General features: G+C 68.9%; 20 protein-coding genes and 1 tRNA gene. 17 read left to right on the top strand and 4 right to left on the bottom strand.

The window, feature by feature from the left end; genetic code table 11:
• Positions 1–13: 13 nt before the first annotated feature.
• From ACFVWR_RS06375 to ACFVWR_RS06390, 4 genes are all read left to right on the top strand, one after another.
• Positions 14–1813, top strand: coding sequence for an acetolactate synthase large subunit (locus tag ACFVWR_RS06375; RefSeq protein WP_387209191.1), 1800 nt, complete (start codon positions 14–16; stop codon positions 1811–1813).
• 3 nt (positions 1814–1816) lie between these two features.
• Positions 1817–2326: an acetolactate synthase small subunit gene (gene ilvN / locus ACFVWR_RS06380; RefSeq protein ID WP_387209193.1), complete on the top strand. Its 510-nt coding sequence runs from the start codon at positions 1817–1819 to the stop codon at positions 2324–2326.
• Positions 2327–2383: 57 nt separating this feature from the next.
• Positions 2384–3412 carry a ketol-acid reductoisomerase gene (gene ilvC, locus ACFVWR_RS06385; RefSeq protein WP_387209195.1) on the top strand — a complete coding sequence of 343 codons (1029 nt, stop codon included), beginning with the start codon at positions 2384–2386 and terminating at the stop codon, positions 3410–3412.
• A 112-nt stretch (positions 3413–3524) separates the two neighbouring features.
• Positions 3525–4247, top strand: a complete 723-nt coding sequence (locus tag ACFVWR_RS06390) for a copper homeostasis protein CutC (protein WP_387209197.1) — start codon at positions 3525–3527, stop codon at positions 4245–4247.
• A gap of 15 nt (positions 4248–4262) precedes the next feature.
• Here ACFVWR_RS06390 and ACFVWR_RS06395 read toward each other — a convergent pair whose 3' ends face one another.
• On the bottom strand, positions 4263–4652 hold the full coding sequence (locus ACFVWR_RS06395; RefSeq protein ID WP_387209199.1) for a DoxX family membrane protein: 390 nt from the start codon (positions 4650–4652) through the stop codon (positions 4263–4265).
• A gap of 159 nt (positions 4653–4811) precedes the next feature.
• Here ACFVWR_RS06395 and serA point away from each other — a divergent pair, with 159 nt between their 5' ends.
• The 3 genes from serA (at position 4812) to ACFVWR_RS06410 (ending at position 8120) form a co-directional block, all read left to right on the top strand.
• A complete protein-coding gene (gene serA / locus ACFVWR_RS06400; protein ID WP_387209201.1) occupies positions 4812–6404 on the top strand; it encodes a phosphoglycerate dehydrogenase in 1593 nt (530 codons plus the stop codon).
• A 106-nt stretch (positions 6405–6510) separates the two neighbouring features.
• Entirely contained in the window at positions 6511–6876 is a 366-nt protein-coding gene (locus ACFVWR_RS06405) for a YciI family protein (RefSeq protein WP_387209203.1), read from the top strand.
• Entirely contained in the window at positions 6873–8120 is a 1248-nt protein-coding gene (locus tag ACFVWR_RS06410; RefSeq protein WP_387209205.1) for an RNA polymerase sigma factor, read from the top strand. The genes ACFVWR_RS06405 and ACFVWR_RS06410 overlap by 4 nt, the downstream gene beginning before the upstream one ends.
• Here ACFVWR_RS06410 and ACFVWR_RS06415 read toward each other — a convergent pair.
• Positions 8117–8677, bottom strand: a complete 561-nt coding sequence (locus ACFVWR_RS06415) for a TetR/AcrR family transcriptional regulator (protein WP_387209207.1) — start codon at positions 8675–8677, stop codon at positions 8117–8119. The two genes, ACFVWR_RS06410 and ACFVWR_RS06415, sit on opposite strands and share 4 nt — an antisense overlap.
• A gap of 60 nt (positions 8678–8737) precedes the next feature.
• Between ACFVWR_RS06415 and ACFVWR_RS06420 the strand changes: the two genes are divergently transcribed.
• From ACFVWR_RS06420 to ACFVWR_RS06430, 3 genes are read left to right on the top strand one after another with little or no spacing between them, the layout of a single operon-like run.
• Positions 8738–10273: an MFS transporter gene (locus tag ACFVWR_RS06420; RefSeq protein WP_387209209.1), complete on the top strand. Its 1536-nt coding sequence runs from the start codon at positions 8738–8740 to the stop codon at positions 10271–10273.
• A 57-nt stretch (positions 10274–10330) separates the two neighbouring features.
• Entirely contained in the window at positions 10331–11398 is a 1068-nt protein-coding gene (locus ACFVWR_RS06425; protein WP_387209212.1) for a 3-isopropylmalate dehydrogenase, read from the top strand.
• Positions 11399–11437: 39 nt separating this feature from the next.
• On the top strand, positions 11438–12571 hold the full coding sequence (locus ACFVWR_RS06430; RefSeq protein WP_387209214.1) for a branched-chain amino acid aminotransferase: 1134 nt from the start codon (positions 11438–11440) through the stop codon (positions 12569–12571).
• 15 nt (positions 12572–12586) lie between these two features.
• Here ACFVWR_RS06430 and ACFVWR_RS06435 read toward each other — a convergent pair whose 3' ends face one another.
• Positions 12587–13648, bottom strand: coding sequence for an aminotransferase class V-fold PLP-dependent enzyme (locus ACFVWR_RS06435; protein WP_387209216.1), 1062 nt, complete (start codon positions 13646–13648; stop codon positions 12587–12589).
• Positions 13649–13731: 83 nt separating this feature from the next.
• Between ACFVWR_RS06435 and ACFVWR_RS06440 the strand changes: the two genes are divergently transcribed.
• The 5 genes from ACFVWR_RS06440 (at position 13732) to ACFVWR_RS06460 (ending at position 18146) form a co-directional block, all read left to right on the top strand.
• Positions 13732–14685 carry a LysR family transcriptional regulator gene (locus tag ACFVWR_RS06440; protein WP_387209219.1) on the top strand — a complete coding sequence of 318 codons (954 nt, stop codon included), beginning with the start codon at positions 13732–13734 and terminating at the stop codon, positions 14683–14685.
• 52 nt (positions 14686–14737) lie between these two features.
• Positions 14738–15511, top strand: a complete 774-nt coding sequence (locus tag ACFVWR_RS06445; RefSeq protein ID WP_387209222.1) for a fumarylacetoacetate hydrolase family protein — start codon at positions 14738–14740, stop codon at positions 15509–15511.
• Positions 15512–15547: 36 nt separating this feature from the next.
• Positions 15548–17065 (top strand): glutamate--tRNA ligase, encoded by a 1518-nt coding sequence (gene gltX / locus ACFVWR_RS06450; protein WP_387209224.1) that lies wholly within the window; start codon positions 15548–15550, stop codon positions 17063–17065.
• A 7-nt stretch (positions 17066–17072) separates the two neighbouring features.
• A complete protein-coding gene (locus tag ACFVWR_RS06455; protein WP_387209226.1) occupies positions 17073–18017 on the top strand; it encodes an NAD(P)/FAD-dependent oxidoreductase in 945 nt (314 codons plus the stop codon).
• 57 nt (positions 18018–18074) lie between these two features.
• Positions 18075–18146: transfer RNA gene (locus ACFVWR_RS06460), tRNA-Gln, on the top strand.
• Positions 18147–18213: 67 nt separating this feature from the next.
• On the opposite strand, the gene ACFVWR_RS06465 is transcribed toward ACFVWR_RS06460, so the two are convergent.
• The gene (locus ACFVWR_RS06465; RefSeq protein WP_387209228.1) at positions 18214–18810 is read right to left on the bottom strand and encodes a gamma carbonic anhydrase family protein; all 597 of its coding nucleotides are present in this window, start codon (positions 18808–18810) and stop codon (positions 18214–18216) included.
• Positions 18811–18914: 104 nt separating this feature from the next.
• Here ACFVWR_RS06465 and ACFVWR_RS06470 point away from each other — a divergent pair, with 104 nt between their 5' ends.
• Positions 18915–21209 carry a TPM domain-containing protein gene (locus tag ACFVWR_RS06470; RefSeq protein WP_387209230.1) on the top strand — a complete coding sequence of 765 codons (2295 nt, stop codon included), beginning with the start codon at positions 18915–18917 and terminating at the stop codon, positions 21207–21209.
• Between the two features lie 66 nt (positions 21210–21275).
• Positions 21276–21842, top strand: a complete 567-nt coding sequence (locus ACFVWR_RS06475) for a GIY-YIG nuclease family protein (protein ID WP_387209232.1) — start codon at positions 21276–21278, stop codon at positions 21840–21842.
• The last annotated feature ends 28 nt before the right edge of the window (positions 21843–21870 follow it).

Here is a 21870-nt window from a genome sequence, read left to right on the forward strand (position 1 = left end):
GACTCGCCGATTCATGTCCTCGGAACCAGCTACCGTGTTGCCGTCCGCGACGCCGTCCAAGGCGTCGCCTGAACTCCTGACGGGCTCCCAGTCCGTCGTCCGCACCCTCGAACAGCTCGGCGTCGAAAGCGTCTTCGGGCTGCCCGGAGGTGCGATCCTCCCCATCTACGACGCGATCATGGACTCCACCAAGATCCGTCACATCCTGGTCCGCCACGAGCAGGGCGCGGGCCACGCCGCCGAGGGATACGCCTCGGCGAGCGGCAAGGTCGGTGTGGCCATGGCCACGTCGGGCCCCGGCGCGACGAACCTGGTCACCGCCATCATGGACGCCCACATGGACTCCGTGCCGGTTGTGTTCATCACCGGCCAGGTCTTCTCCACGCTGATGGGCACCGACGCCTTCCAGGAGGCCGACATCGTGGGTATCACGATGCCGATCACGAAGCACTCGTTCCTCGTGAAAGACGCGGCGGACATCCCGTCGACGATCGCCGCGGCGTACCACATCGCAGGAACCGGTCGTCCGGGGCCCGTGCTCGTCGACATCACGAAGGACGCACAGCAGAACACCGTGCCGTTCATCTGGCCGCCGAAGATCGACCTGCCCGGCTACCGCCCGATCACCAAAGCGCACGGCAAGCAGATCCTCGCCGCCGCGCAGATGCTGGTCGAGGCCAAGAAGCCGATCCTGTACGTCGGAGGCGGTGTCATCCGCGCTCGCGCCTCGCAGGAGCTGCTCGGCCTGGCGGAGGCGACCGGGGTTCCGGTGACCACCACGCTGATGGCGCGCGGAGCTTTCCCCGACTCGCATCCGCAGCACCTGGGCATGCCCGGGATGCACGGCACGGTCCCCGCCGTGCTCGCCCTGCAGGAGTCCGACCTCATCATCTCGCTCGGCGCGCGGTTCGACGACCGCGTCACGGGCAACACCTCGTTGTTCGCGCCCAACGCGAAAGTCGTGCACGTCGACATCGATCCGGCTGAGATCTCGAAGATCAGGATCGCCGACGTCCCCATCGTCGGCGATGCCAAAGACGTCATCGTCGACCTCACCGCCGCGTTCCAGGAGGCGAAGCGGGCCACCGAGCCCGACATCGTCGAATGGTGGACGTATCTGAACGGGCTGCGTGAGGAGTTCCCGCTCGGCTTCACCAAGCCGACCGACGGACTGCTCTCCCCGCAGCACGTCATCCAGCGCATCGGCGAGCTCACCGGTCCGGAGGGTGTGTACACCGCCGGCGTCGGTCAGCACCAGATGTGGGCGGCGCAGTTCATCAAGTACGAGCGCCCCAACTCCTGGCTGAACTCCGGCGGCGCGGGCACGATGGGCTACTCGGTACCCGCCGCGATGGGCGCCAAGGTCGCCCAGCCCGACCGGGTGGTCTGGTCGATCGACGGCGACGGATGCTTCCAGATGACGAATCAGGAGCTCGCGACCTGCACGATCAACAAGATCCCGATCAAGGTCGCGATCATCAACAACTCGTCGCTCGGCATGGTGCGCCAGTGGCAGACCCTCTTCTATGACGGTCGCTACTCCAACACCGACCTGAACACCGGTCACGACACCATCCGCGTGCCCGACTTCGTGAAGCTGGCCGAGGCGTACGGCGCTCTCGGCATCCGCGTCACGAAGGAAGAGGAGGTGGATGCGGCCATCAAGCTCGCGCTCGAGACCAACGACCGCCCCGTGGTGATCGACTTCGTGGTGAGTGCCGACGCGATGGTGTGGCCGATGGTGCCGCAAGGCGTCAGCAACAGCTATGTGCAGTACGCCCGTGACCACAGCCCCGCATTCGAGGAGGAGTAACCGATGAGCACGCACGTCCTTTCCCTCCTCGTCGAGGACAAACCGGGTCTGCTGACCCGTGTCGCCGGGCTCTTCGCCCGTCGCGGCTTCAACATCGCGTCGCTCGCGGTGGGCACCAGCGAGGTCGAGGGCCTCTCGCGGATCACCGTGGTGGTCAACGTGGAGGACCTCCCGCTCGAGCAGATCACCAAACAGCTCAACAAGCTGATCAACGTGATCAAGATCGTCGAGCTGGATCCCGCGCAGTCGGTGCAGCGCGAGCACCTGCTGATCAAGGTTCGGGTCGACAACACCACGCGCTCGCAGGTGCTCGAGGCGGTCAACCTCTTCCGCGCCCGCGTCGTCGACGTTGCGACCGACGCCCTCGTCATCGAGGTCACCGGTGACAGCGGCAAGACGCAGGCTCTCCTCAAGGTGCTCGAGCCTTACGGGATCAAAGAGATGGCCCAGTCGGGCCTCCTCGCGATCGGCCGTGGCTCGAAATCGATCACCGAGCGAGTCTTCAAGAACTAGCTCGCCGTCCCGGCGACGAAGTACAAGCCAGAACCCACAACCAAGGAGATACATCAAGTGGCTGAGATCTACTACGACAACGACGCTGACCTGTCGATCATCCACGGCAAGAAGGTCGCCGTCATCGGTTACGGCTCGCAGGGGCACGCGCACGCGCAGAACCTTCGCGACTCCGGTGTCGAGGTCGTCATCGGACTGAAGGAGGGCTCGAAGTCGAAGCCCAAGGCCGAGGAGGCCGGGTTCCAGGTGCTCAGCGCCGCCGACGCCGCCAAGTGGGCTGACGTCATCGTCATCCTCGCCCCCGACCAGGTGCAGCGCCACCTCTACTCCGACGACATCCAGCCGAACATCGAGGAGGGCAACGCGCTCGTCTTCGGGCACGGCTTCAATATCCGGTTCGGCTACATCGAGGCACCCGAGGGCGTCGACGTCATCATGGTCGCCCCGAAGGGCCCCGGCCACACCGTGCGCCGCGAGTACGAGGCCGGCCGCGGCGTTCCCGTGATCGTCGCCGTCGAGAAGGATGCGACCGGCAACGCTTGGCCGCTCGTCCTCAGCTACGCCAAGGGCATCGGCGGCCTGCGCGCCGGCGGCATCAAGACCACCTTCACCGAAGAGACCGAGACCGACCTGTTCGGTGAGCAGGCCGTGCTCTGCGGCGGCGTCTCGCAGCTCGTGCAGTACGGCTTCGAGACTCTGACCGAGGCCGGCTACCAGCCGCAGGTCGCCTACTTCGAGGTGCTCCACGAGCTGAAGCTCATCGTCGACCTGATGTGGGAGGGCGGCATCGCCAAGCAGCGCTGGAGCGTCTCCGACACGGCCGAGTACGGCGACTACGTCTCCGGCCCGCGCGTCATCGACCCGCACGTCAAGGAGAACATGCAGGCCGTTCTCGCCGACATCCAGTCCGGCGCGTTCGCCGAGCGCTTCATCGCCGACCAGGATGCGGGCGCGCCTGAGTTCCTCGCCCTGCGCAAGAAGGGCGAGCAGCACCCGATCGAGGCCACCGGCCGCGAGCTGCGCAAGCTGTTCGCCTGGAACGCCTCGAACGACGACGACTACGTGGACGGCGAGGTCGCCCGCTAGCTACCGCGCTCCATTCGTGTGAAAAGCGCGGTTCCGGTCTCCCGGACCGCGCTTTTCGCACGAACGGTCACCGGGGTGGGGTAGGGCAGGCGTCAGCAGCGGAGGAGAAGCAGTGCAGATCGAGATCGCCGTGCAAGATCCCGCGGGCGTGCGTGTCGCGCTCGACGCGGGCGTCGACCGCATCGAGTTGTGCGCGGCCCTCGCGACGGGAGGTCTCACGCCGTCTGCCGGGCTGATCGCGGCCGCGGTCGAGCAGGCGAGGGCGGCATCCCGTCCCGATTTCGTGCAGGTGCTGGTTCGTCCCCGTGGTGGCGGTTTCGTCTACACGCCGGATGAGCTGGATGTCACCGTCGCGGACGTGCGCGCGGCCCGCGCTGCCGGCGCCGGTGGCGTGGTCATCGGCGCGCTCACCCCGGCCGGCACCCTCGACCTGGACGCGACGGCCGCCTTGGTCGACGCCGCGGACGGCATCGAGGTCACCTTCCATCGGGCCATGGATGCCGTGGCCGACCCTCTCGGCGCGCTCGACGCTCTGGTCGGGCTCGGCGTGACCCGCATCCTCAGCTCCGGCGGCGCCGCGCGCAGCATCGACGGCGTCGGGATGCTCGCCGCTCTGACCGCGCAGGCCTCGGGTCGCATCCAGGTCATGGCGGGCGGGGGAGTGCGCGTTCAAGACATCCAGGCCATCGCCGCGACCGGCGTCGATGCCGTGCACCTCTCGGCTCGCGCCTCCGTCACAGGAACCACGAGCGGTCCCGGCGGCGGTGACGACTCCTACGACGTGACGTCGCCCGACGTCGTGCGCGAGGCGGTCGCCGCCGTTCCCGGTCGCTGAGCCGCGAACCCGCCGCTACAGCGCCGCCACGACGCAGAGCGCGATGAGGGCGAGCTGCCCGATGAGTCGCGGCACGAGCGGGGTGGCCAGCCGGCCGAAGGTCTCCCCGTGGCGCGCGGCGTAGGCATTCGCCGGGAACACCGCGACCAGGAACACCGCCAGCAGCACGGCAGCCGGCACCCGCGTCGCCGGAACGAGGAGACCGATGCCGCCTGCGATCTCGCACACGCCGGTGATGGCCACGAGCACCTCCGGGCGGAGTGCGCCTCGCCGGCGCATCCTCGGCGGGATCATCTTCGCCATCGTGCGACGGGGGCCGCGCCGGAAGTGCGCGACGCCCATCCCGATGAAGATCGCCGCGAGCAGGATGCGGACGATGAGCTGAACGATCTCGAAGGGGGTCACACGCTCCAGTCTGCATCGGGAGGGCTCGCGTGACGCCGCTCCACGCGGCGTAACGCGGTGAAAGGCACCCTGTGGCAGCCGGTAGAGTGTGTGCTGATCGCGCCCCAATGATCGTGGCGCTCGCCTCCCAAGCCTGCTCCCACTCAAAGGAACTGCCACGTGACAAAGCCGGTCGTGCTGATCGCCGAAGAACTTTCGCCTGCAACCGTCGACGCCCTCGGGCCGGACTTCGAGATCCGCTCCGTCGACGGCACCGACCGGGCCGCGCTGCTCTCCGCGGTGGCGGATGCGGATGCGATCCTCGTGCGGTCCGCGACCAAGGTCGACGCGGAGGTGATCGCCGCGGCCCCGAAACTCCGGGTCGTCGCGCGTGCCGGTGTCGGGCTCGACAACGTCGACATCAAGACGGCGACCACCGCCGGTGTCATGGTTGTGAACGCCCCCACCTCGAACATCATCTCCGCCGCCGAGCTGACCGTCGGCCACATCCTGAGCCTTGCCCGTCATATCCCCGCCGCGCACAGTGCGCTCGCCCAGGGGCTGTGGAAACGATCGAAGTACACCGGCGTCGAGCTCTACGAGAAGACCGTCGGCATCATCGGCCTCGGCCGCATCGGCGCGTTGATCACCGCCCGCCTGCAGGCGTTCGGCACCAAGGTGATCGCTTACGACCCCTACGTCACGTCGGCTCGCGCGCAGCAGCTCGGCGTGCAGCTGGTGACGCTCGACGAACTGCTCGCCGAAGCCGACTTCATCACGATCCACATGCCGAAGACGCCGGAGACGACGGGCATGATCAGCGACGACCAGCTGGCGCTCATGAAGTCGACCGCGTTCATCGTCAACGTCGCCCGCGGTGGACTGATCGACGAAGACGCGCTGTACCGCGCACTCTCGACGAAGTCGATCGCCGGAGCCGGCCTCGACGTGTTCGTCAGCGAGCCGCCCACCGACTCGCCGCTGCTCGCGCTGGAGAACGTCGTCGTCACACCGCACCTCGGGGCCTCGACGGACGAAGCTCAGGAGAAGGCGGGCGTCTCGGTCGCCAAGTCGGTGCGCCTGGCTCTCTCTGGCGAACTCGTTCCGGATGCGGTCAATGTGGCCGGCGGCGTCATCGACCCCTACGTGCGCCCCGGCATCCCGCTCGTCGAGAAGCTCGGCCAGGTGTTCGCCGGTCTCTCGCACAGCCCGCTCACCAGCGTCGACGTCGAGGTTCGCGGCGAACTGCTCGACTACGACGTGAGCGTGCTCAAGCTGGCCGCGCTGAAAGGCATCTTCACCAACATCGTCAGCGAGACGGTGTCGTACGTGAACGCGCCGCTGCTCGCCGAGCAGCGCGGCATCGAGGTGCGCTTGATCACCGACTCGGTGAGCGAGGAGTACCGCAACCTCATCACGCTGCGCGGTGCGCTCAGCGACGGATCGCAGATCTCGGTCTCGGGAACGCTGACCGGCACGAAGCAGATCGAGAAGATCGTCGAGATCAACGGCTACGACGTCGAGGTGCCGATCGCCGAGCACCTCATCGTCATGATCTACGACGACCGCCCCGGCATCGTCGCCATCTACGGCCACGAGTTCGGCGAGGCGTCCATCAACATCGCCGGCATGCAGATCGCCCGCACGTCCGCCGGCGGCAAGGCCCTCAGCGTGCTGACGGTCGACTCGCGCATCCCCGAGGGGCTCCTCGAGAAGGTGCGCGTCGCGATCGACGCCGACCTGATGCACGAGATCGACATCACCGAGGCCTGAACCGGCAAAAGTATTTCTGGCCGTCTGTCGATTTCGGCGGTTAGCTTACGTCGTAGTGGTGTTCACATCAGAAGCGCACACCGCGCACGACGTAAGGGAGACACCCATGTCCGACGAATACGTGATCCTCATCCACGAGCCCGAATGGGACCCGTCGACCATGACCGCGGAGCAGTGGGAAGCCGGGATGGCCGGCCACCGGGCCTTCCAGGAGGCGGTGGCCGCCGCGGGTGAGCGCCTCGTCGTCAGCAACGCCCTGCAGGGCGAGGCCGCCGCCACGAAGATCACCCCCAGCGCCGGGGGAGCGCCCGTCTTCACCGACGGTCCGTTCGGCGAGACGCGCGAGGTCGTCACCGGCCTCTACGTCTTCACGGCGCAGTCGCCGCAGCAGGCGAAGGAGCTCGCCGCTCTCGTGCCGACCGACGGATGGCTCGGACTGCACCCGGTGCTGGTGCTCGACACCGTGAAGTGACGGTCGCCTCCGGCGCCACCGGCGTCGAGGATGCGTTTCGGGAGGATTCCCCGCGCATCCTCGGCGCCGTCGCCCGCTACACGGGGGATCTGCTGCTGGCGGAGGACGCCGTGCAGGAGGCCTTCGCGCGCGCCGTCGCCCTCGCGGCGACCGGGCGCGCCCCCGACAATCCCGCGGCCTGGATCACGACCGTGGCACGGCGGATCGCCGTCGACACCGTGCGCGCAGAACAGACGACGAGACGCAGCCTGCCCGCCATCGCGGCCGAGCTGCGGCGAACAGCGGACCTGCCCATGCCAGACAGCGCGACCACCGACCCGAGCTTCGAGTTCTCGGGCGATGAACGGCTCGAACTCATCCTGCTCGTCTGCCATCCCGACGTGGCGGAGGAGGCGAGGGTGGCGCTCGCCCTGAGGTTCGTCTGCGGGATGCCCACCAGCGACGTGGCGGCCGTGTTCCTCGTGCAGACGAGCACGATGGCGGCCAGACTCACGCGGGCGAAGCGCCGCATCCACGACTCGGATGTGCGGTTCGCGATCGAAGACGAAGCCGAGGTGACCGCGCGCTTTCCCGACGCGCTCACCGCGATCTACCTGCTTTACACGGCGGGGCACGCGACTCCGGATGCCCGGGTGCGTGCCGACGCGCTGGCTCTGGCTGCCGACGCCCACCGGGTGCGCCCCGATGACGCAGAGGCGACAGGGCTGCTGGCACTCCTCCTGCTCACAGAGGCCAGGCAGTCGTCACGGCTCTCGCCGGCCGGTGATTTCGTGACACTCGCCGACGCCGACCGGGCCGGGTGGGACGGGGGGATGGTCGCCGCCGGCGAACGGCTGGCGACCGTCGCCCTCGCGGGCCGAGGGCGATTCGCCCTGCAGGCGGGGATAGCGGGACTCCACACCACGGCGGGGTCTTGGGCCGAGACCGACTGGGCTTCGATCGCGCGACTCTACGACCGCCTGGTCGACGTGTGGCCGTCGCCGGCCGCGCAGCTCGGCCGGGTGGTGGCACGCGGGTACAGCCCGGATGTCGGACCTGAGGCCGCGCTGGGTGAGCTCGAGCGCATCCCGGATGCGTTCGTCGGCACGATCGCGCCGCAGTCGTTCGCCGTGCGCGGCGAGCTGTCGCGGCTCGCCGACGACCTCCCCGCGCCGGTGGAAGCGTATCGGCGGGCCCGGGAGCTCGAGCCGAGCCCCCGGGCGCAACGGTTTCTCGAGGCACGGATCGCCGAACTGGGCGGCTAGGCTCTGCGGTGGGCGAGCTCCAGCACGAGCTCGACGAGACGGTCCATCTCCGCCTCGTCGCGCACGACGGCGGTGGCCTCCGGCAGCAGCACCGAGTTGTAGTAGATGCCGTCGCCGATCAGCATGACCGCTTTGGCGACGGTCGGGTCGGCGATCTCCGTCTCGAGTGCGCCCAGCCAGCCGGCCTGCATCGTGCTGAGCATCTCGCGCGCACGGGGGTCTGCGCCCTGGGCGAGCCGCGCGACGGCGACGACGGTGCGGTCGAGAGCGCTCTGCGACGACACCGAGCTGCGCACGAAGTAGTCGACAGGGCCGGCGGGTGCGGTGCGCATCCGGTCGAGGTCTTCGTCGACGAGCGCCTGCAGCCGGCCGACGAGCCCCTCGACCAGGGCGTCCTTCGAGGCGAAGTGGTAGAGCAGCCCGCCCTTGGATACGCCAGCGCGCGCTGCGACCGCGTCGAGCGTCGCCGCCCGCTCGCTCTGTTCGGTGAGGAGTTGTTCGAAGGCGTCGAGAACGCGATCGCGCGCCGACGGGCCGGCGGACGGAGTCGAAGACATGTGCCCATGGTAGCCGCTCTGGCTTGATCACTGTACCGTCCAGACGGTATAGTAAACGCCATGTCCATTTCGCCCTCCACGCAATCGCAGCCTGTCGTCGCCTCCGTGCGCGCCGGCGCCCGCGAGTGGCTGGCGCTCGCCGTTCTCATGCTTCCCGTGTTGCTCGTCTCGATCGACAACACGGTGCTGAGCTTCGCGCTGCCGGCGATCTCGCAGGCGCTGGAGCCGAGTGGAACGGGGATGCTCTGGATCATCGACGCCTATCCGCTGGTGCTCGCGGGACTGCTGGTGTCGATGGGCAGCCTCGGCGACAGGATCGGCCGGCGCAAGCTGCTGCTGATCGGCGCCGTGGGGTTCTCGGCCGTGTCGATCGCCGCCGCTTTCGCCCCGACCACCGAACTCCTCATCCTGTCCCGCGCCGTGCTCGGCTTCTTCGGTGCGATGTTGATGCCGTCGACCCTGTCTCTTCTGCGCAGCACGTTCACCGACCGGGACCAACGCAGACTCGCGATCGCGATCTGGGCGTCCGGATTCGCGGCCGGTTCGGCCCTCGGTCCGATCGTCGGCGGGCTGCTGATCGAGCACTTCTGGTGGGGCTCCGTCTTCCTGCTTGCCGTTCCCGTGCTCGTGCCGATGCTCGTTCTGACGCCCCTGCTCATCCGCGAGTCGAAGGATCCGAACCCCGGCCCCATCGACGTCGTGAGCATCGTGCTGTCGCTCGCCGCCATGGCGCCGGTCGTCTACGGCATCAAGACCCTTGCGAGCGAGGGCTTCACGCTGGTCGGGGTGCTGGCGATCGTGGTCGGCGTGACGGCGGGCGTGCTGTTCGTGCGGCGCCAGCTGCGTCGGCCGGTGCCGATGCTCGACATGCGGCTGTTCCGGCGCGCGTCGTTCAGCGGCGCCGTGCTCGTCAATCTGCTGAGCGTCGTCTCGCTCGTCGGATTCCTGTTCTTCGTCTCGCAGCACCTCCAGTTGGTGCTCGGTCTCAGTCCGATCGGGTCGGGCCTTGTGCTGCTGCCCGGGCTCGCGACGATGATCGTGGCCGGCCTGGTGGTGGTTCCGATCGCGCGCCGGGTGCGCCCGAGCATCGTCATCCCGATCGGTCTGCTCATCTCCGCGTCGGGATACGGCCTCGTGTCGCTGTCGGGCGGGGATGCGCCCGCATCGGTCCTCATGATCGCCTTCGTGCTGCTCGGTCTCGGGATCGGCGCGGCGGAGACCGTGTCGAACGAGCTCATCCTCTCGAGTGCCCCGGCCGATAAGGCCGGCGCCGCCTCCGCCGTGTCGGAGACCGCGTACGAGCTCGGGGCCGTGCTCGGCACCGCGACGCTCGGCACCATTCTCACCGCGTCGTACCGCTCGGCGGTCGTGCTGCCCGACGGGCTCTCCGCCGCGCAGGCGCACGCCGCAGGCGAGACGATCGGCGGCGCGACGACGGTCGCCGGGCAGCTGCCGGATGCGCTGGGCGAGCAGCTGCTCGAATCGGCGAGGCACGCGTTCGACTCCGGGGTCGCCCTGACCGCCGGAATCGGCGTCGCCCTGATGGTGTGCGCGGCCGTGCTCGCCCTGATCTCGCTGCGCAAGGTGCGCGGCTGACCGTCGCCGCTCGCCGGTAGGCTGGCTGAACAGACCAATCGAGACCGCAGGAGTGCCATGCCGCAGACGATCAGACTCGCCGTCATCCCGGGAGACGGAATCGGACCGGAGGTCGTGGCCGAAGCGGTGAAGGTGCTCGACGCGGTCACCTCCGGCAGCGAGCTGACGATCGAGAAGACCCCGTTCTCTCTCGGCGCCGACCGCTATCTCGCCACCGGCGACGTGCTGACGGATGCAGACCTCGACTCGATCAAGCAGAACGACGCCATCCTGCTCGGCGCCGTGGGCGGGGTGCCGGGCGACCCGCGCCTCAAAGACGCGAACATCGAACGCGGGCTCCTGCTGAAGCTGCGGTTCTCGCTCGACCACTATGTGAGCCTCCGCCCGACGACGCTCTTCCCCGGCATCGCCAGCCCGCTGGCCGACCCCGGCGAGATCGACTTCGTCGTGGTGCGCGAGGGAACAGAAGGGCCGTACGTCGGCAACGGCGGCGTCATCCGCGCCGGCACCCCCCACGAGATCGCCAACGAGGTGTCGGTGAACACCGCATACGGTGTCGAGCGGGTCGTGCGGTTCGCTTTCGATCAGGCCGAGCAGCGGCGCAAGAAGCTGACCCTGGTGCACAAGACCAACGTGCTGACGTTCGCGGGCGGTCTCTGGAAGCGCATCGTCGATACGGTCGCGGCCGAGCATCCGGGAATCGCCGTCGACTACCTCCACGTCGACGCGGCGACGATCTTCCTCGTCACGAATCCTGATAGGTTTGACGTGATCGTCACAGACAACCTCTTCGGCGACATCCTCACCGATCTCGCGGCCGCAATCAGCGGTGGCATCGGACTGGCGGCCTCCGGCAACATCAACCCGGTAGGCGACTTCCCCAGCATGTTCGAGCCGGTTCACGGATCGGCCCCCGACATCGCCGGCCAGCAGAAAGCCGACCCCACCGCTGCGATCCTCTCCGTGGCCCTGTTGCTGCGTCACCTCGGCAGCAGCGACCTGGCGGAGCGTGTCGAGCGTGCGGTGACGACCGACCTGGCCTCCCGCATCCACCAGCAGGGCAGCGCATCCCGCACCACCGCCGAAATCGGCGACGCGATCGCGGCCGCAGTGGCGCAGAATTAGATCACCCTGCTTTGAATTGACGCAGTGCAAAGGACTCTCATGAACGCTTCGACCAGCATCACCCTCACCGACGGGCCCACCGAGACCAGCGGCCTCCAGTTCGCCGTGACCCGCAACGAGGCGGCGAAGTCCGCCGCCGAACGCGCGGAGATCCTCGCGAACCCCGGGTTCGGCAACTACTTCACCGACCACATGGTCGACCTCTGCTGGTCGGTCAAGGGCGGCTGGCACCGGCCGCGCGTCTCGCCGTACGGACCCATCCAGCTGGAGCCGTCGGCGGCGGTGCTGCACTACGCACAGGAGATCTTCGAGGGCCTCAAGGCGTACCGTCATGCCGACGGCTCGATCTGGACCTTCCGCCCCGAGGCCAACGCGGCGCGCATGCAGCGGTCGGCGTACCGTCTCGCGCTGCCGGAACTCCCCGTCGAGTACTTCCTCGACTCGCTCAAGCAGCTCGTCAAGGTCGACGGGGACTGGGTGCCGTCTGCCCCGGAGACCAGCCTGTACTTCCGTCCGTTCATGTTCGCCAAAGAGGCCTTCCTCGGTGTGCGGCCGGCCAACAAGGTCGCGTACTACCTGATCGCGAGCCCGGCGGGCGCCTACTTCCACGGCGGAGTCGCCCCTGTGTCGATCTGGCTCTCCGACCGCTGGTCGCGTGCCGGCAAGGGCGGAACCGGCGCCGCGAAGACCGGCGGCAACTATGCGTCGAGCCTCCTCCCGCAGTCGGAGGCGGCCGAGCACGGCTGCGCGCAGGTGCTCTTCCTCGACTCGGTCGAGGGCAAGTACATCGAGGAGCTCGGTGGGATGAACGTGGTGCTCGTCTACAAAGACGGCACCGTGGTGACCCCTGAGTCGGACAGCATCCTCGAGGGCATCACGCTCGAGTCGGTGCTGCAGCTCGCTCGCGACCGCGGCCACAAGGTCGAGCAGCGCAAGGTGACCATCGACGAGTGGCGCGTCGGCGTGGAGTCGGGCGACATCGTCGAGGTGTTCGCCTGCGGCACGGCGGCGGTGATCACCCCGATCGGCGAGCTCAAGTCGGACACGTTCACGGTCGGCGACATCACGGCGCCTCCCGGTGAGCTCACGATGGCGCTGCGCCAGGAACTGACCGACATCCAGTACGGCCGCCTTCCCGACCGTCACAACTGGATGATGCGCCTCGACGGCTGAACCGACCGCTCGACGTCACCGCTCGACGCGACTGCGCCGGGGGAGTGCCGCGAGAACCAGGTCGAGATCCTCGGCCGTGTTCCAGAGGTGGAAGGCCACCCGGGCACGGCCGGCGCGGCCGGACGCGCGGATCCCCGCCGCCGATAGGGCAGCGAGGTCGGCGCCGTCGGTGTCGGGCCAGGTGACGATCGCCTGACCGCGCGACCGCATCCCGAGCCGCGCGCAGAGCTCGTCGCCGAGGCCGGCGCTGTGTGCGCGTACGGTCTCGGTGTCGATGTCGGCGAAGAACTCCAGTGCTGCCGCCGTCCCCGGCCACACCGGCCAGGCGGGGGAGACGTCGAAGCAGCGGGCATCCGCGGCCAGCCGGATACCGGGGCCGTAGCAGGACGCCCACGGGTCGTCGCCGGCGAACCATCCGGCCTGCACCGGGCGGAGTTCGGCCAGCATCCTGTCGTTCACAGTCAGGAAGGCCGACCCGCGCGGCGCGCACAGCCACTTGTACGCGTGGCACACCGTCAGATCGAACCGCGACGCGTCGACCGGGAGCCAACCGGTGGCCTGCGTGAGATCGGCGAGCGTTCGGGCGCCGTGGACGCTCGCGGCCTCGACCACCGCGTCGACATCGGCGACCGCTCCCGTCGCGGACTGAACGACGGAGAACGCGACCAGCCAGGTCTTCGGCCCGATGGTCTCGGCGAGCCGTTCGAGCGGCGCGTGCACGACGGTCACCCCGCGGTACTCCTGCTGCAGAAAGGGGTAGATCGTCGAACTGAAGTCGCCGTCCACGCACACGATCTCGGCCCCATCGGGCGCCGACGCGGCCGCGAGGCTCACGAGCACGGACACCTGGGAGCCGATCGCGACCCGGTCGGTCGGCACGCCGACGATGCGCCCGTAAGCCGCGCGCGCCCGCTCGACCGACTCGCCGTACTGGGCCGGGGTGGCGTCGCCGCGTTCCCAGACGTCGAGCTCGGTCCTGGATGCCGCAATGGTCGCCTTCAGGGGGAGCCCCTGCGTGCAGGCGGCCAGATAGCCGGCCGGCGCCGTGAACTGCGAGCGGGCGTGATCGAGGAGCATGTCTCCAGCGTGACGCCTCGCGATTCATTCGTCCACGGCAAGTGTTGGATCACACGCATTGAGCGACGTTATGCTTCATTGTCATGACCTCCGACTTCGACCGGCTCGACCTCGACTCGCACGCGCTGCGGGTCGTGCGCGCCGTCGCTGACCACGGCTCGATCACGCAGGCGGCGGTCGCGCTCGGTTACAGCCAGCCCGCGATCAGTCAGCACCTGAAACGACTCGAGGCGCGGCTCGGGATGCCCGTGGTCACGCGCGCCGGCCGGGGCGTGCGTCTCACGGAGGCGGGGCGTGTGCTCGCGCGGCACGCGGGAACGGTCACGACCGCTCTCGACGCCGCGGCGGGTGAACTCGCCGATCTCCGCGGCCTGAGATCGGGGCGCGTGCGGCTCGCAGCGTTCCCGTCGGCCTCGGCCACCATCGTGCCGCGACTGCTCGGCACGATGGGCGGCGCGCATCCCGGGGTGCGCATCACGTATGCCGAAGCCGAGCCGCCGGAAGCGGTGTCGGCTGTGCGCAAGCAGTCGGCCGACCTCGCCATCACGTTCAGCTATCCGGGCGACAGGGTCGACCCGCATCGGGAGAGCGCTCGCGGCCTGGCCGTGGTGCCGGTGTGGCGCGACGAGATGCTCATCGTGCTGCCGGCCGGGCATCCGCTCGCCGACTCGGCTGCCGTCGACCTCGCCGACCTCGCCGGAGAGTCGTGGATCGCCGGCTGCCCGCGCTGCCGCGGTCACCTCTTGGAGTTGACGGATGCGCGCGACTTCGTGCCACGGATCGCCTACGAGACCGACAACTTCGTCGCCGTGATGAGCATGGTCGCCGAGGGGGTTGGTGTGGCGCTCGTCCCGTCGCTGGCCGTCGGCTCGGCCGCGCGGACGGCAGGCGTTGTCGTGCGCCCGACCGTGAACCATGATCACCGCACGATCAACCTCGTCGGCGCCGCGGGGTCGGATCAGGTGCCCGCCATCGCCGCCACCGCAGCTGCGTTGCTCGCTCTGGACGCGAGCGACTGGGACCTCCGTACCGTCTGATCGCGCGGGCTAGCACAGGCACGCGGCGCCGCTCCGCACTAGACTCGGAGTCGTGAAAATCGCACGCTTCAGCCACGACGGCGCCATCGACTACGGAATCGTCGACGAGGATGCCCTCGTCGTTCTCGAGGGCGACCCCATGTTCGCCGGATTCGAGACGACGGGCGAGCGCGTTCCGCTCGGAAAGGTCGGCGCCCTGCTCGCGCCCGTCATCCCTCGATCCAAGGTCGTCGCCGTCGGCAAGAACTATCGCGACCACGCCGCCGAGATGGGCGGGGAGGCCCCCGGGGAGCCGCTGCTCTTCCTGAAGCCGAACACCGCGGTCATCGGGCTCGGCGACGCCATCGTCGTTCCGCCGCAGTCGAAGCAGGTGGAGTTCGAGGGCGAGCTCGCCGTGGTCATCGGCAAGATCGCCAAGAACGTGGCGGCGGCGGATGCGCGCGAGTACATCTTCGGGTACACGGTCGCCAACGACGTGACCGCCCGCGACCTCCAGAAGGCAGACGGGCAGTGGGCGCGCGCCAAAGGGTTCGACACGTTCTGCCCGCTCGGCCCCGTGATCGAGACGGAACTCGCGCCCGACGCGGCCATCCGCACGCGCGTGAACGGTGAGCTCAAACAAGACGGCAAGATCAGCGACATGGTGCACGACATCCCCACGATCGTCGCCTACGCGTCGAGCGTGTTCACCCTGCTGCCGGGCGACGTGATCCTGACAGGTACGCCAGCGGGAGTCGGGCCGATCGTCGCCGGTGACACCGTCGAGGTCGAGATCGAGGGAGTCGGCTCGCTCGTGAACCCGGTGCGCGCTGCCAAGCAGGCGTAGCCCGGGCCACGGCGCTCCCAACTAAGCTGTTCTCGTATGTCTGACACAGCCTCTCACCCGTTCTCCACGGCCACCGGCGCCGACGTTCGCGTTCGGTTCTGCCCGTCGCCCACCGGCACGCCGCACGTCGGCCTGATCCGCACCGCCCTCTTCAACTGGGCTTACGCCCGGCACACCGGCGGCAAGCTCGTGTTCCGCATCGAAGACACGGATGCCGCGCGCGACAGTGAAGAGAGCTACGCCCAGATCGTCGACGGCCTCACCTGGCTGAAGCTCGACTGGGACGAGGGTGTGAACGTCGGTGGACCGCACGCGCCGTACCGCCAGTCGCAGCGCTACGACATCTACGCCGAGGTCATCGACAAGCTGAAAGCCACGGGCCACATCTACGAGAGCTTCGCCACCGGCGAGGAGATCGAGGCGCGCAACGTCTCGCTCGGGCGTGACCCCAAGCTCGGTTATGACAACTTCGAGCGCGACCTCACCGAGGAGCAGAGAGACGCGTTCCGCGCTGAGGGCCGTCTGCCCGCCCTGCGTCTGCGCGTGCCCGACACCGACCTGAGTTTCGACGATCTCGTGCGCGGTGAGATCACTTTTCCCGCGGGCTCGTTCAGCGACTTCGTGGTCGTGCGGCCGAACGGCCACCCCCTCTACCCGTTCGTGAATCCCGTCGATGACGCACTGATGGGAATCACCCACGTGCTGCGCGGCGAAGACCTGCTCTCGTCGACTCCTCGTCAGATCGCGCTGTACCACGCGCTCATCGAAGCCGGCATCACCACGTTCGTGCCCCGCTTCGGGCACCTGCCCTACGTCATGGGCGACGGCAACAAGAAGCTCTCCAAGCGCGACCCCGAGTCGAACCTGTTCCACCACCGTGACCGCGGCTTCATCCCCGAGGGCCTCGTCAACTACCTCGCTCTCCTCGGCTGGTCGCTCACGCACGATCGCGACGTCTTCTCGATCGACGAGATGATCGCCGCGTTCGACGTCGTCGACGTGAACCCGAATCCCGCTCGCTTCGACGTCAAGAAGGCCGAGTCGATCAACGGCGACCACATCCGTCTGCTCGAGACGTTCGACTTCGCCGCGCGCACCGTGCCCTACCTCGTCGCCGCCGGTGTGCTCACCGAGCCGCTGACGGATGCACAGCACGATATCCTCGCTCAGGCCGCGCCCCTCGTGCAAGAGCGCGTGCAGTTGCTCGGCGAGACGCCCGGGATGCTCGGCTTCCTCTTCACCGACGCGGCGTCGCTGACCATCGAAGACGACGCCCGCGCCTCCCTTCCCGCCAACGCGGGCGAGGTGCTGGCAGCCTCGCTCGGCGCCCTGGAGCTCGTTCCCGTCTCGGAGTGGAACCACGAGGCCATCGAGTCGTCGCTGCGTGACGCGCTCATCGAGGGTCTCGGGCTGAAACCCCGGGTCGCCTTCGGTCCGCTTCGCGTCGCCCTCTCGGGCCGCCGGGTCTCGCCCCCACTTTTCGAGTCCATGCAGATCCTCGGCAAGCCAGAGACGATCGCGCGACTGGACAAGCTGTCGGCTTCTCTCGGATAGTCGGCGCATGACTGTCGAGTCGTACGATGTCGTCGTGATCGGCGGCGGCCCGGCCGGTCTTTCGGCCGCGCTCAACCTCGTTCGTGCGCGGCGACGGGTTCTCGTCGTCGACGGCAACCGCCCGCGCAACGCGGCAACCCTGACCGCTCACGGCTTTCTCACGCGCGACGGCATCTCTCCGCTCGAACTGCGGAGGCTCGCGCGTGACGAGGTGGAGTCGTACGACGAGGGCGAGGTCGTGTTCGCCCAGGTCACCGGCTTGACCGTGTCGGGCTCCGGTTTCCGTGTCGTCGCTTCCGGGGTTCGTGGGGCCGCCGACATCGACGTGCTCGCCGACACCGTCGTGATCGCCACCGGCCTCACCGAGACCCTCCCCGCCGTGCCGTCGATTCGCGCCTACTACGGCACCCAGCTGCACAGCTGCGTCGAGTGCGACGCCTACGAGAAGTCGGATGCGCCGCTCGCGCTGATCGGCGAGACCCACGATCTGGCCGAGCGCGCGCTGCTGCTCACCCAGTGGACGTCCGATCTGATCGTCTTCACGAACGGCGTCGGCACGGTCGGCGACGATGACGAGCGAACCCTGGCCCGGCTGGGTGTGAGCGTCGAACGTCGCCCCATCGACGACGTGGTGGGGGAGCGCGGTGCCATGACGGGCATCCGGCTCACCGACGGAACCGAGATCGCGCGGTCGGGCGGGTTCGTGCGGCCACTCTGGTCGCCCTCGCTCTCGTTCGTCGACGATCTCGATCTCGACCGCGACGACGACGGTTTTCTCGTCACAGACGCCGCCGGGCGCACCTCGCTGCCCGGCGTCTATGCCGCCGGCGAGTCGACCGAACCCGGCCCACAGCAGCTCATCGTCGCCGCCGGATCGGGCGCCGTCGTCGCCGCCGCCGTCAACCGCGATCTCATCGGCGTCTCGGTCGAACGCGACGCGCCGGTTTTGTAGTTCGGGCCCTCGGTAGGCTACTGTTGACTCTCGGTGCCGGTCCTCGGATCTGCGCAGTGGGGTATGGTGTAATTGGCAACACGGCTGATTCTGGTTCAGTTGTTCTTGGTTCGAGTCCAGGTACCCCAGCACTGATCGAGACGAAGTAAAGCCCGGGTTTCCGGGCTTTTTTCTTGCCCCGATCTCCGCCTTGGGTTTAGTCAGTGACGGTCTCGTCGTCGGCGTGCGCGGCGTAGAACTCGGACTGCTTGCGCATCAACTCGCGCATCGACGTGTCGCGCGTCACGCCGTAGACCGTTCCCGGGAAATCGAGTTCTCGCTGGATCGCCCAGAGCTCGTCGTGGCGGTCGGGCGGGAAGATCGAAGCCGGGTCTCCCACGGCGACCCAACCGATGGGCACGACCGAGCTCGGTGCGACCACCGTGTTCACCTGCACGACGCCGTTGATGCGGACCTCCGCACCGGTTCCGATGCGGCTGCCGGGGAAGAGGGATGCGCCTGTCGCGATGAACACCTCGTCTTCGATGGTGCTGCCGTTGATGTGGGTATGCGGACCGATCATGACCGCGGAACCGATGCGGGCCGGATGACCCGCCCGGCCACGGATCAGGGAGTGCTCCATGACGATGGTGTCCTCGCCGATGACGACTTGCCCATCCTCCGCTGAGATGACGGCCCCGTGGAGGACCCGCACACCCGGGCCGATCGTCACGTCGCCCACGATCACGGCCGAGGTCGCGACGTAAGCGGACGGGTCGATCGACGGTTCGGCGTCACGGTGTCTGGTCAGCATCGGGGGTCCCATCTTTTTCTTCACCCTAGCTGTGCCCGACACGGCCGGCCATCAGCCCCGGCTCCTACAATGAGAAGCCGGATCGAGGCTGAGGACGGCACATCATGCACAGAGGGCGAACAGTCGCAGCGGGGATGGCGGCGGCCGCGTTCCTGCTTCTCGGGGTCGGTCTGGGATCGGCGGCTCCGGCCTTCGCGGAAGCTCCGGTGACGTTCAGCGGAAGCCAGGTCGTCGACCAGGCAAGGGTGCTGGGCGACCGCGCCACCGAGGTGCAGGCATCGACGCAGACGCTGTCGGATGAGCACGGCATCCGGCTCTATGTCGCCTACGTCGACACGTTCACCGACCCGACCGCGGCGAAGTCGTGGGCGGACTCGACCGCCGAGCAGAACGGCCTGACCGCCGACGACTACCTGTTGGCGGTGGCCGTCGACAGCCGCACCTACTATCTGTCGGCGGATACGGCGGGCCCGCTGTCGAGCAGCCAACTCACCGACATCCGCAGGCAGCAGATCGAGCCGAAGCTCAAAGCAGACGATTGGGCGGGCGCTGCGATCGGCGCGGCCACGGCGATGGGCGCGGCCGCCGGCACGGGCGGCGGCGGAGCGGGGGACGGCTCCGAAGGAACGCCAGGTTCGGCCGGCTCCACCGGGTCGTCGGTGGCCGCGGGAATCGTGATCACGCTGGTCGTCGTCGCCGTGGTCATCGTGGCGATCATCGTGCTCGTCTTCGTTCTGGCGCGCCGGCGCCGGCGCCGGGCAGAGGTCGCCGCGCAGTCGGCGCACCAGGTGCAGGGCGGCGCGACGGGCGTGCATCCCGGAGGCTCAGGCCCGGCTCAGACCTCGCCGGCCGACGAGCTGCTGACGATGCCTCTCGAAGAGCTCGAGCGGCGTGCGTCGAGCGCTCTCGTGCGCACCGACGACGCACTGCAGGCGAGCACGCAAGAACTCGGCTTCGTGGTGGCGCAGTACGGCGAGGAGGCGGCTCAACCGTTTCAGCAGGCCGTCGAGGCCGCCAGGGAGGAGTTGCGCCGGGCGTTCGCGCTCAAACAGAAGCTGGATGACGCCGAACCCGACACCGAGCAGGAGAGGCGCGACTGGAACGGGGCGATCGTGCGCCGGTGCGTTGAGGCGAACCGGCTGCTCGACGAACAGGCGGAGGCTTTCGCGCACCTGCGATCGGTGGCGAAAGACATCCCCGGCAAGGTCGCGGCGCTGCGCTCCGGCGTCGCCGCTGTGCAGGGGCGGATCGGCGCGACGCAGACGACACTCGCCCGCCTGAGCTCGGCATACGCGGACACGGCATTGACGACAGTGCAGGACAACGTCGTGCAGGCGACCGAGCGGCTGACCTTCGCAAGCACGGCATTGGCCGATGCCGAGACCAAGGCCACCTCGGGAGGGGCGAGCCACGCCGCGGTCAGCGTGCGCGCCGCCGAGGCAGCCCTCGGCCAGTCGGGGCTGCTGCTGGACGCGGTCGACAGGGTGGCCGCCGACCTCGCCGACGCTCGGGCTCGGCTCGATGCCCTGATCCTCAACCTGCAGGAGGACATCGTCGACGCGCGCGCTCTCGCCGCCTCCGGAGATCCGAGCGGCGCCATCATGGCGGCGCAGGAGGCGACGCAGACCGCCGTCACGGACGTTCAGGCGCGGCTCGCTGGCGGGCGGGTGAATCCGCAGGAGCTGCTCGGCAAGCTCGACCTCGCCAACCGCGACATCGACGGCGTGCTCGGGGCCGTGCGCACCCGCCAGGCGCAGGAGCAGCGGGCGACGGCATCCCTCGACCAGGCGATCGGTGCTGCGAATGCACGGGTGTCGGCGGCCTCGGACTTCATCGCGGCCCGACGCGGTGCCGTGGGCGCGGAAGCGCGCACGCGGCTCGCCGAAGCCGGACGCCAGCTCAGCCTCGCGCAGTCCGTGGCGGCGACCGACCCGGTGACGGCTCTGGCCGGGGCGCAGCGAGCCGACGCTCTCGCCGCGCAAGCGATCCAGCTCGCCGAGTCAGACCTGGGCGCCTACGGGTCGCCCGAAGGGGTGGGCGGACGCTACGGGATGCCCGGCCAGGGCGGTCGTACTGGGAGCGGCGCCGGCGGGAGCGGCGCCGGCGGGAGCGGCGCCGGCGGGCTCTTCGGCGCGGTGCTCGGCGGCATCCTCATCGACTCCGTGCTGAGGGGCGGCGGCGGCTTCTTCGGCGGCGGCGGTGGCTACGGCGGGGGATACGGGGACGCGAGCGGGGACGGTGGAGGCAGTGGCGGCGACGGAGGAAACGGCGGGGACTTCTTCAGTGGCGGCTTCGGCGGCGACCGGGACGCCGGTGGCGGTGGCTTCTTCGGCGGTGACGCGGGTGGGGGTGGCGACTTCGGTGGCGGCGGAGACTTCGGTGGTGGGGGAGACTTCTGACCGGCAGTCCATCGTCGAGCGTGACGAGAGGACTGCCGTGACAGGGGTCGGCGCTACCGTAGCGGCATGACCGTGGAGCGATCGTGCAGCGTGCGTGACGGGGACTCCCCGTGCGGCGCGCCGGTCACCGCGAACGCACCGTTCGACGTGTGTACGACCCATCTGCTCGTCGCCTACGACTGGGTCGCCGCCGAGGTCGGGGTGACCGATGTGCTGCCATCGCCGTGCCTCGCCTGCGGCTCCCGGGTCGGAGTGCGGTATCCCTCGGGGTGGGTGTGCGCGATGTGCGAGTGGCGGGTCGGCGACATCCCCGACGAGCAGACGCCGGATGCGCGGGTCGACGTCGTCTACTACCTGCGGTTCCGCGACCGCATCAAGATCGGAACGACGGCGAACCCGCGCCAGCGGTTCGCGAGCCTGCCCCACGACGAGGTGCTCGCGTTCGAGCTGGGCGGCCGATCGCTGGAGCAGCGCCGCCACGCCCAGTTCGCCGATCATCGCATCCCGCGAACCGAGTGGTTCGAGCTGCACGACGAGCTCGCCGAGCACGTGGCCGACCTCGCCGACGGCGTCGACGATCCGTGGGACCGGTACGCCTTCTGGCGCAGCCGGCGCCTCTCGTGGAACGGCTAGTCGCGTTGCCGCAGACCGGGGCGGTGCG

This window comes from Leifsonia sp. NPDC058292 (assembly GCF_042880955.1).
Taxonomy (GTDB): Bacteria; Actinomycetota; Actinomycetes; order Actinomycetales; family Microbacteriaceae; genus Leifsonia.

What these genes read in the sequence shown, in the direction of transcription:
- ACFVWR_RS06440 (WP_387209219.1), top strand. Translation starts at nt 13,732, where the DNA reads ATGACCTCCGACTTCGACCGGCTCGACCTCGACTCGCACGCGCTGCGG.
- ACFVWR_RS06425 (WP_387209212.1), top strand. Translation starts at nt 10,331, where the DNA reads ATGCCGCAGACGATCAGACTCGCCGTCATCCCGGGAGACGGAATCGGA.
- ilvN (WP_387209193.1), top strand. Translation starts at nt 1,817, where the DNA reads ATGAGCACGCACGTCCTTTCCCTCCTCGTCGAGGACAAACCGGGTCTG.
- ACFVWR_RS06430 (WP_387209214.1), top strand. Translation starts at nt 11,438, where the DNA reads ATGAACGCTTCGACCAGCATCACCCTCACCGACGGGCCCACCGAGACC.
- ACFVWR_RS06470 (WP_387209230.1), top strand. Translation starts at nt 18,915, where the DNA reads ATGCACAGAGGGCGAACAGTCGCAGCGGGGATGGCGGCGGCCGCGTTC.
- ACFVWR_RS06465 (WP_387209228.1), bottom strand. Translation starts at nt 18,810, where the DNA reads ATGCTGACCAGACACCGTGACGCCGAACCGTCGATCGACCCGTCCGCT.
- ACFVWR_RS06420 (WP_387209209.1), top strand. Translation starts at nt 8,738, where the DNA reads ATGTCCATTTCGCCCTCCACGCAATCGCAGCCTGTCGTCGCCTCCGTG.
- ACFVWR_RS06375 (WP_387209191.1), top strand. Translation starts at nt 14, where the DNA reads ATGTCCTCGGAACCAGCTACCGTGTTGCCGTCCGCGACGCCGTCCAAG.
- ACFVWR_RS06435 (WP_387209216.1), bottom strand. Translation starts at nt 13,648, where the DNA reads ATGCTCCTCGATCACGCCCGCTCGCAGTTCACGGCGCCGGCCGGCTAT.
- ACFVWR_RS06475 (WP_387209232.1), top strand. Translation starts at nt 21,276, where the DNA reads ATGACCGTGGAGCGATCGTGCAGCGTGCGTGACGGGGACTCCCCGTGC.
- ACFVWR_RS06415 (WP_387209207.1), bottom strand. Translation starts at nt 8,677, where the DNA reads ATGTCTTCGACTCCGTCCGCCGGCCCGTCGGCGCGCGATCGCGTTCTC.
- gltX (WP_387209224.1), top strand. Translation starts at nt 15,548, where the DNA reads ATGTCTGACACAGCCTCTCACCCGTTCTCCACGGCCACCGGCGCCGAC.
- ACFVWR_RS06405 (WP_387209203.1), top strand. Translation starts at nt 6,511, where the DNA reads ATGTCCGACGAATACGTGATCCTCATCCACGAGCCCGAATGGGACCCG.
- ACFVWR_RS06455 (WP_387209226.1), top strand. Translation starts at nt 17,073, where the DNA reads ATGACTGTCGAGTCGTACGATGTCGTCGTGATCGGCGGCGGCCCGGCC.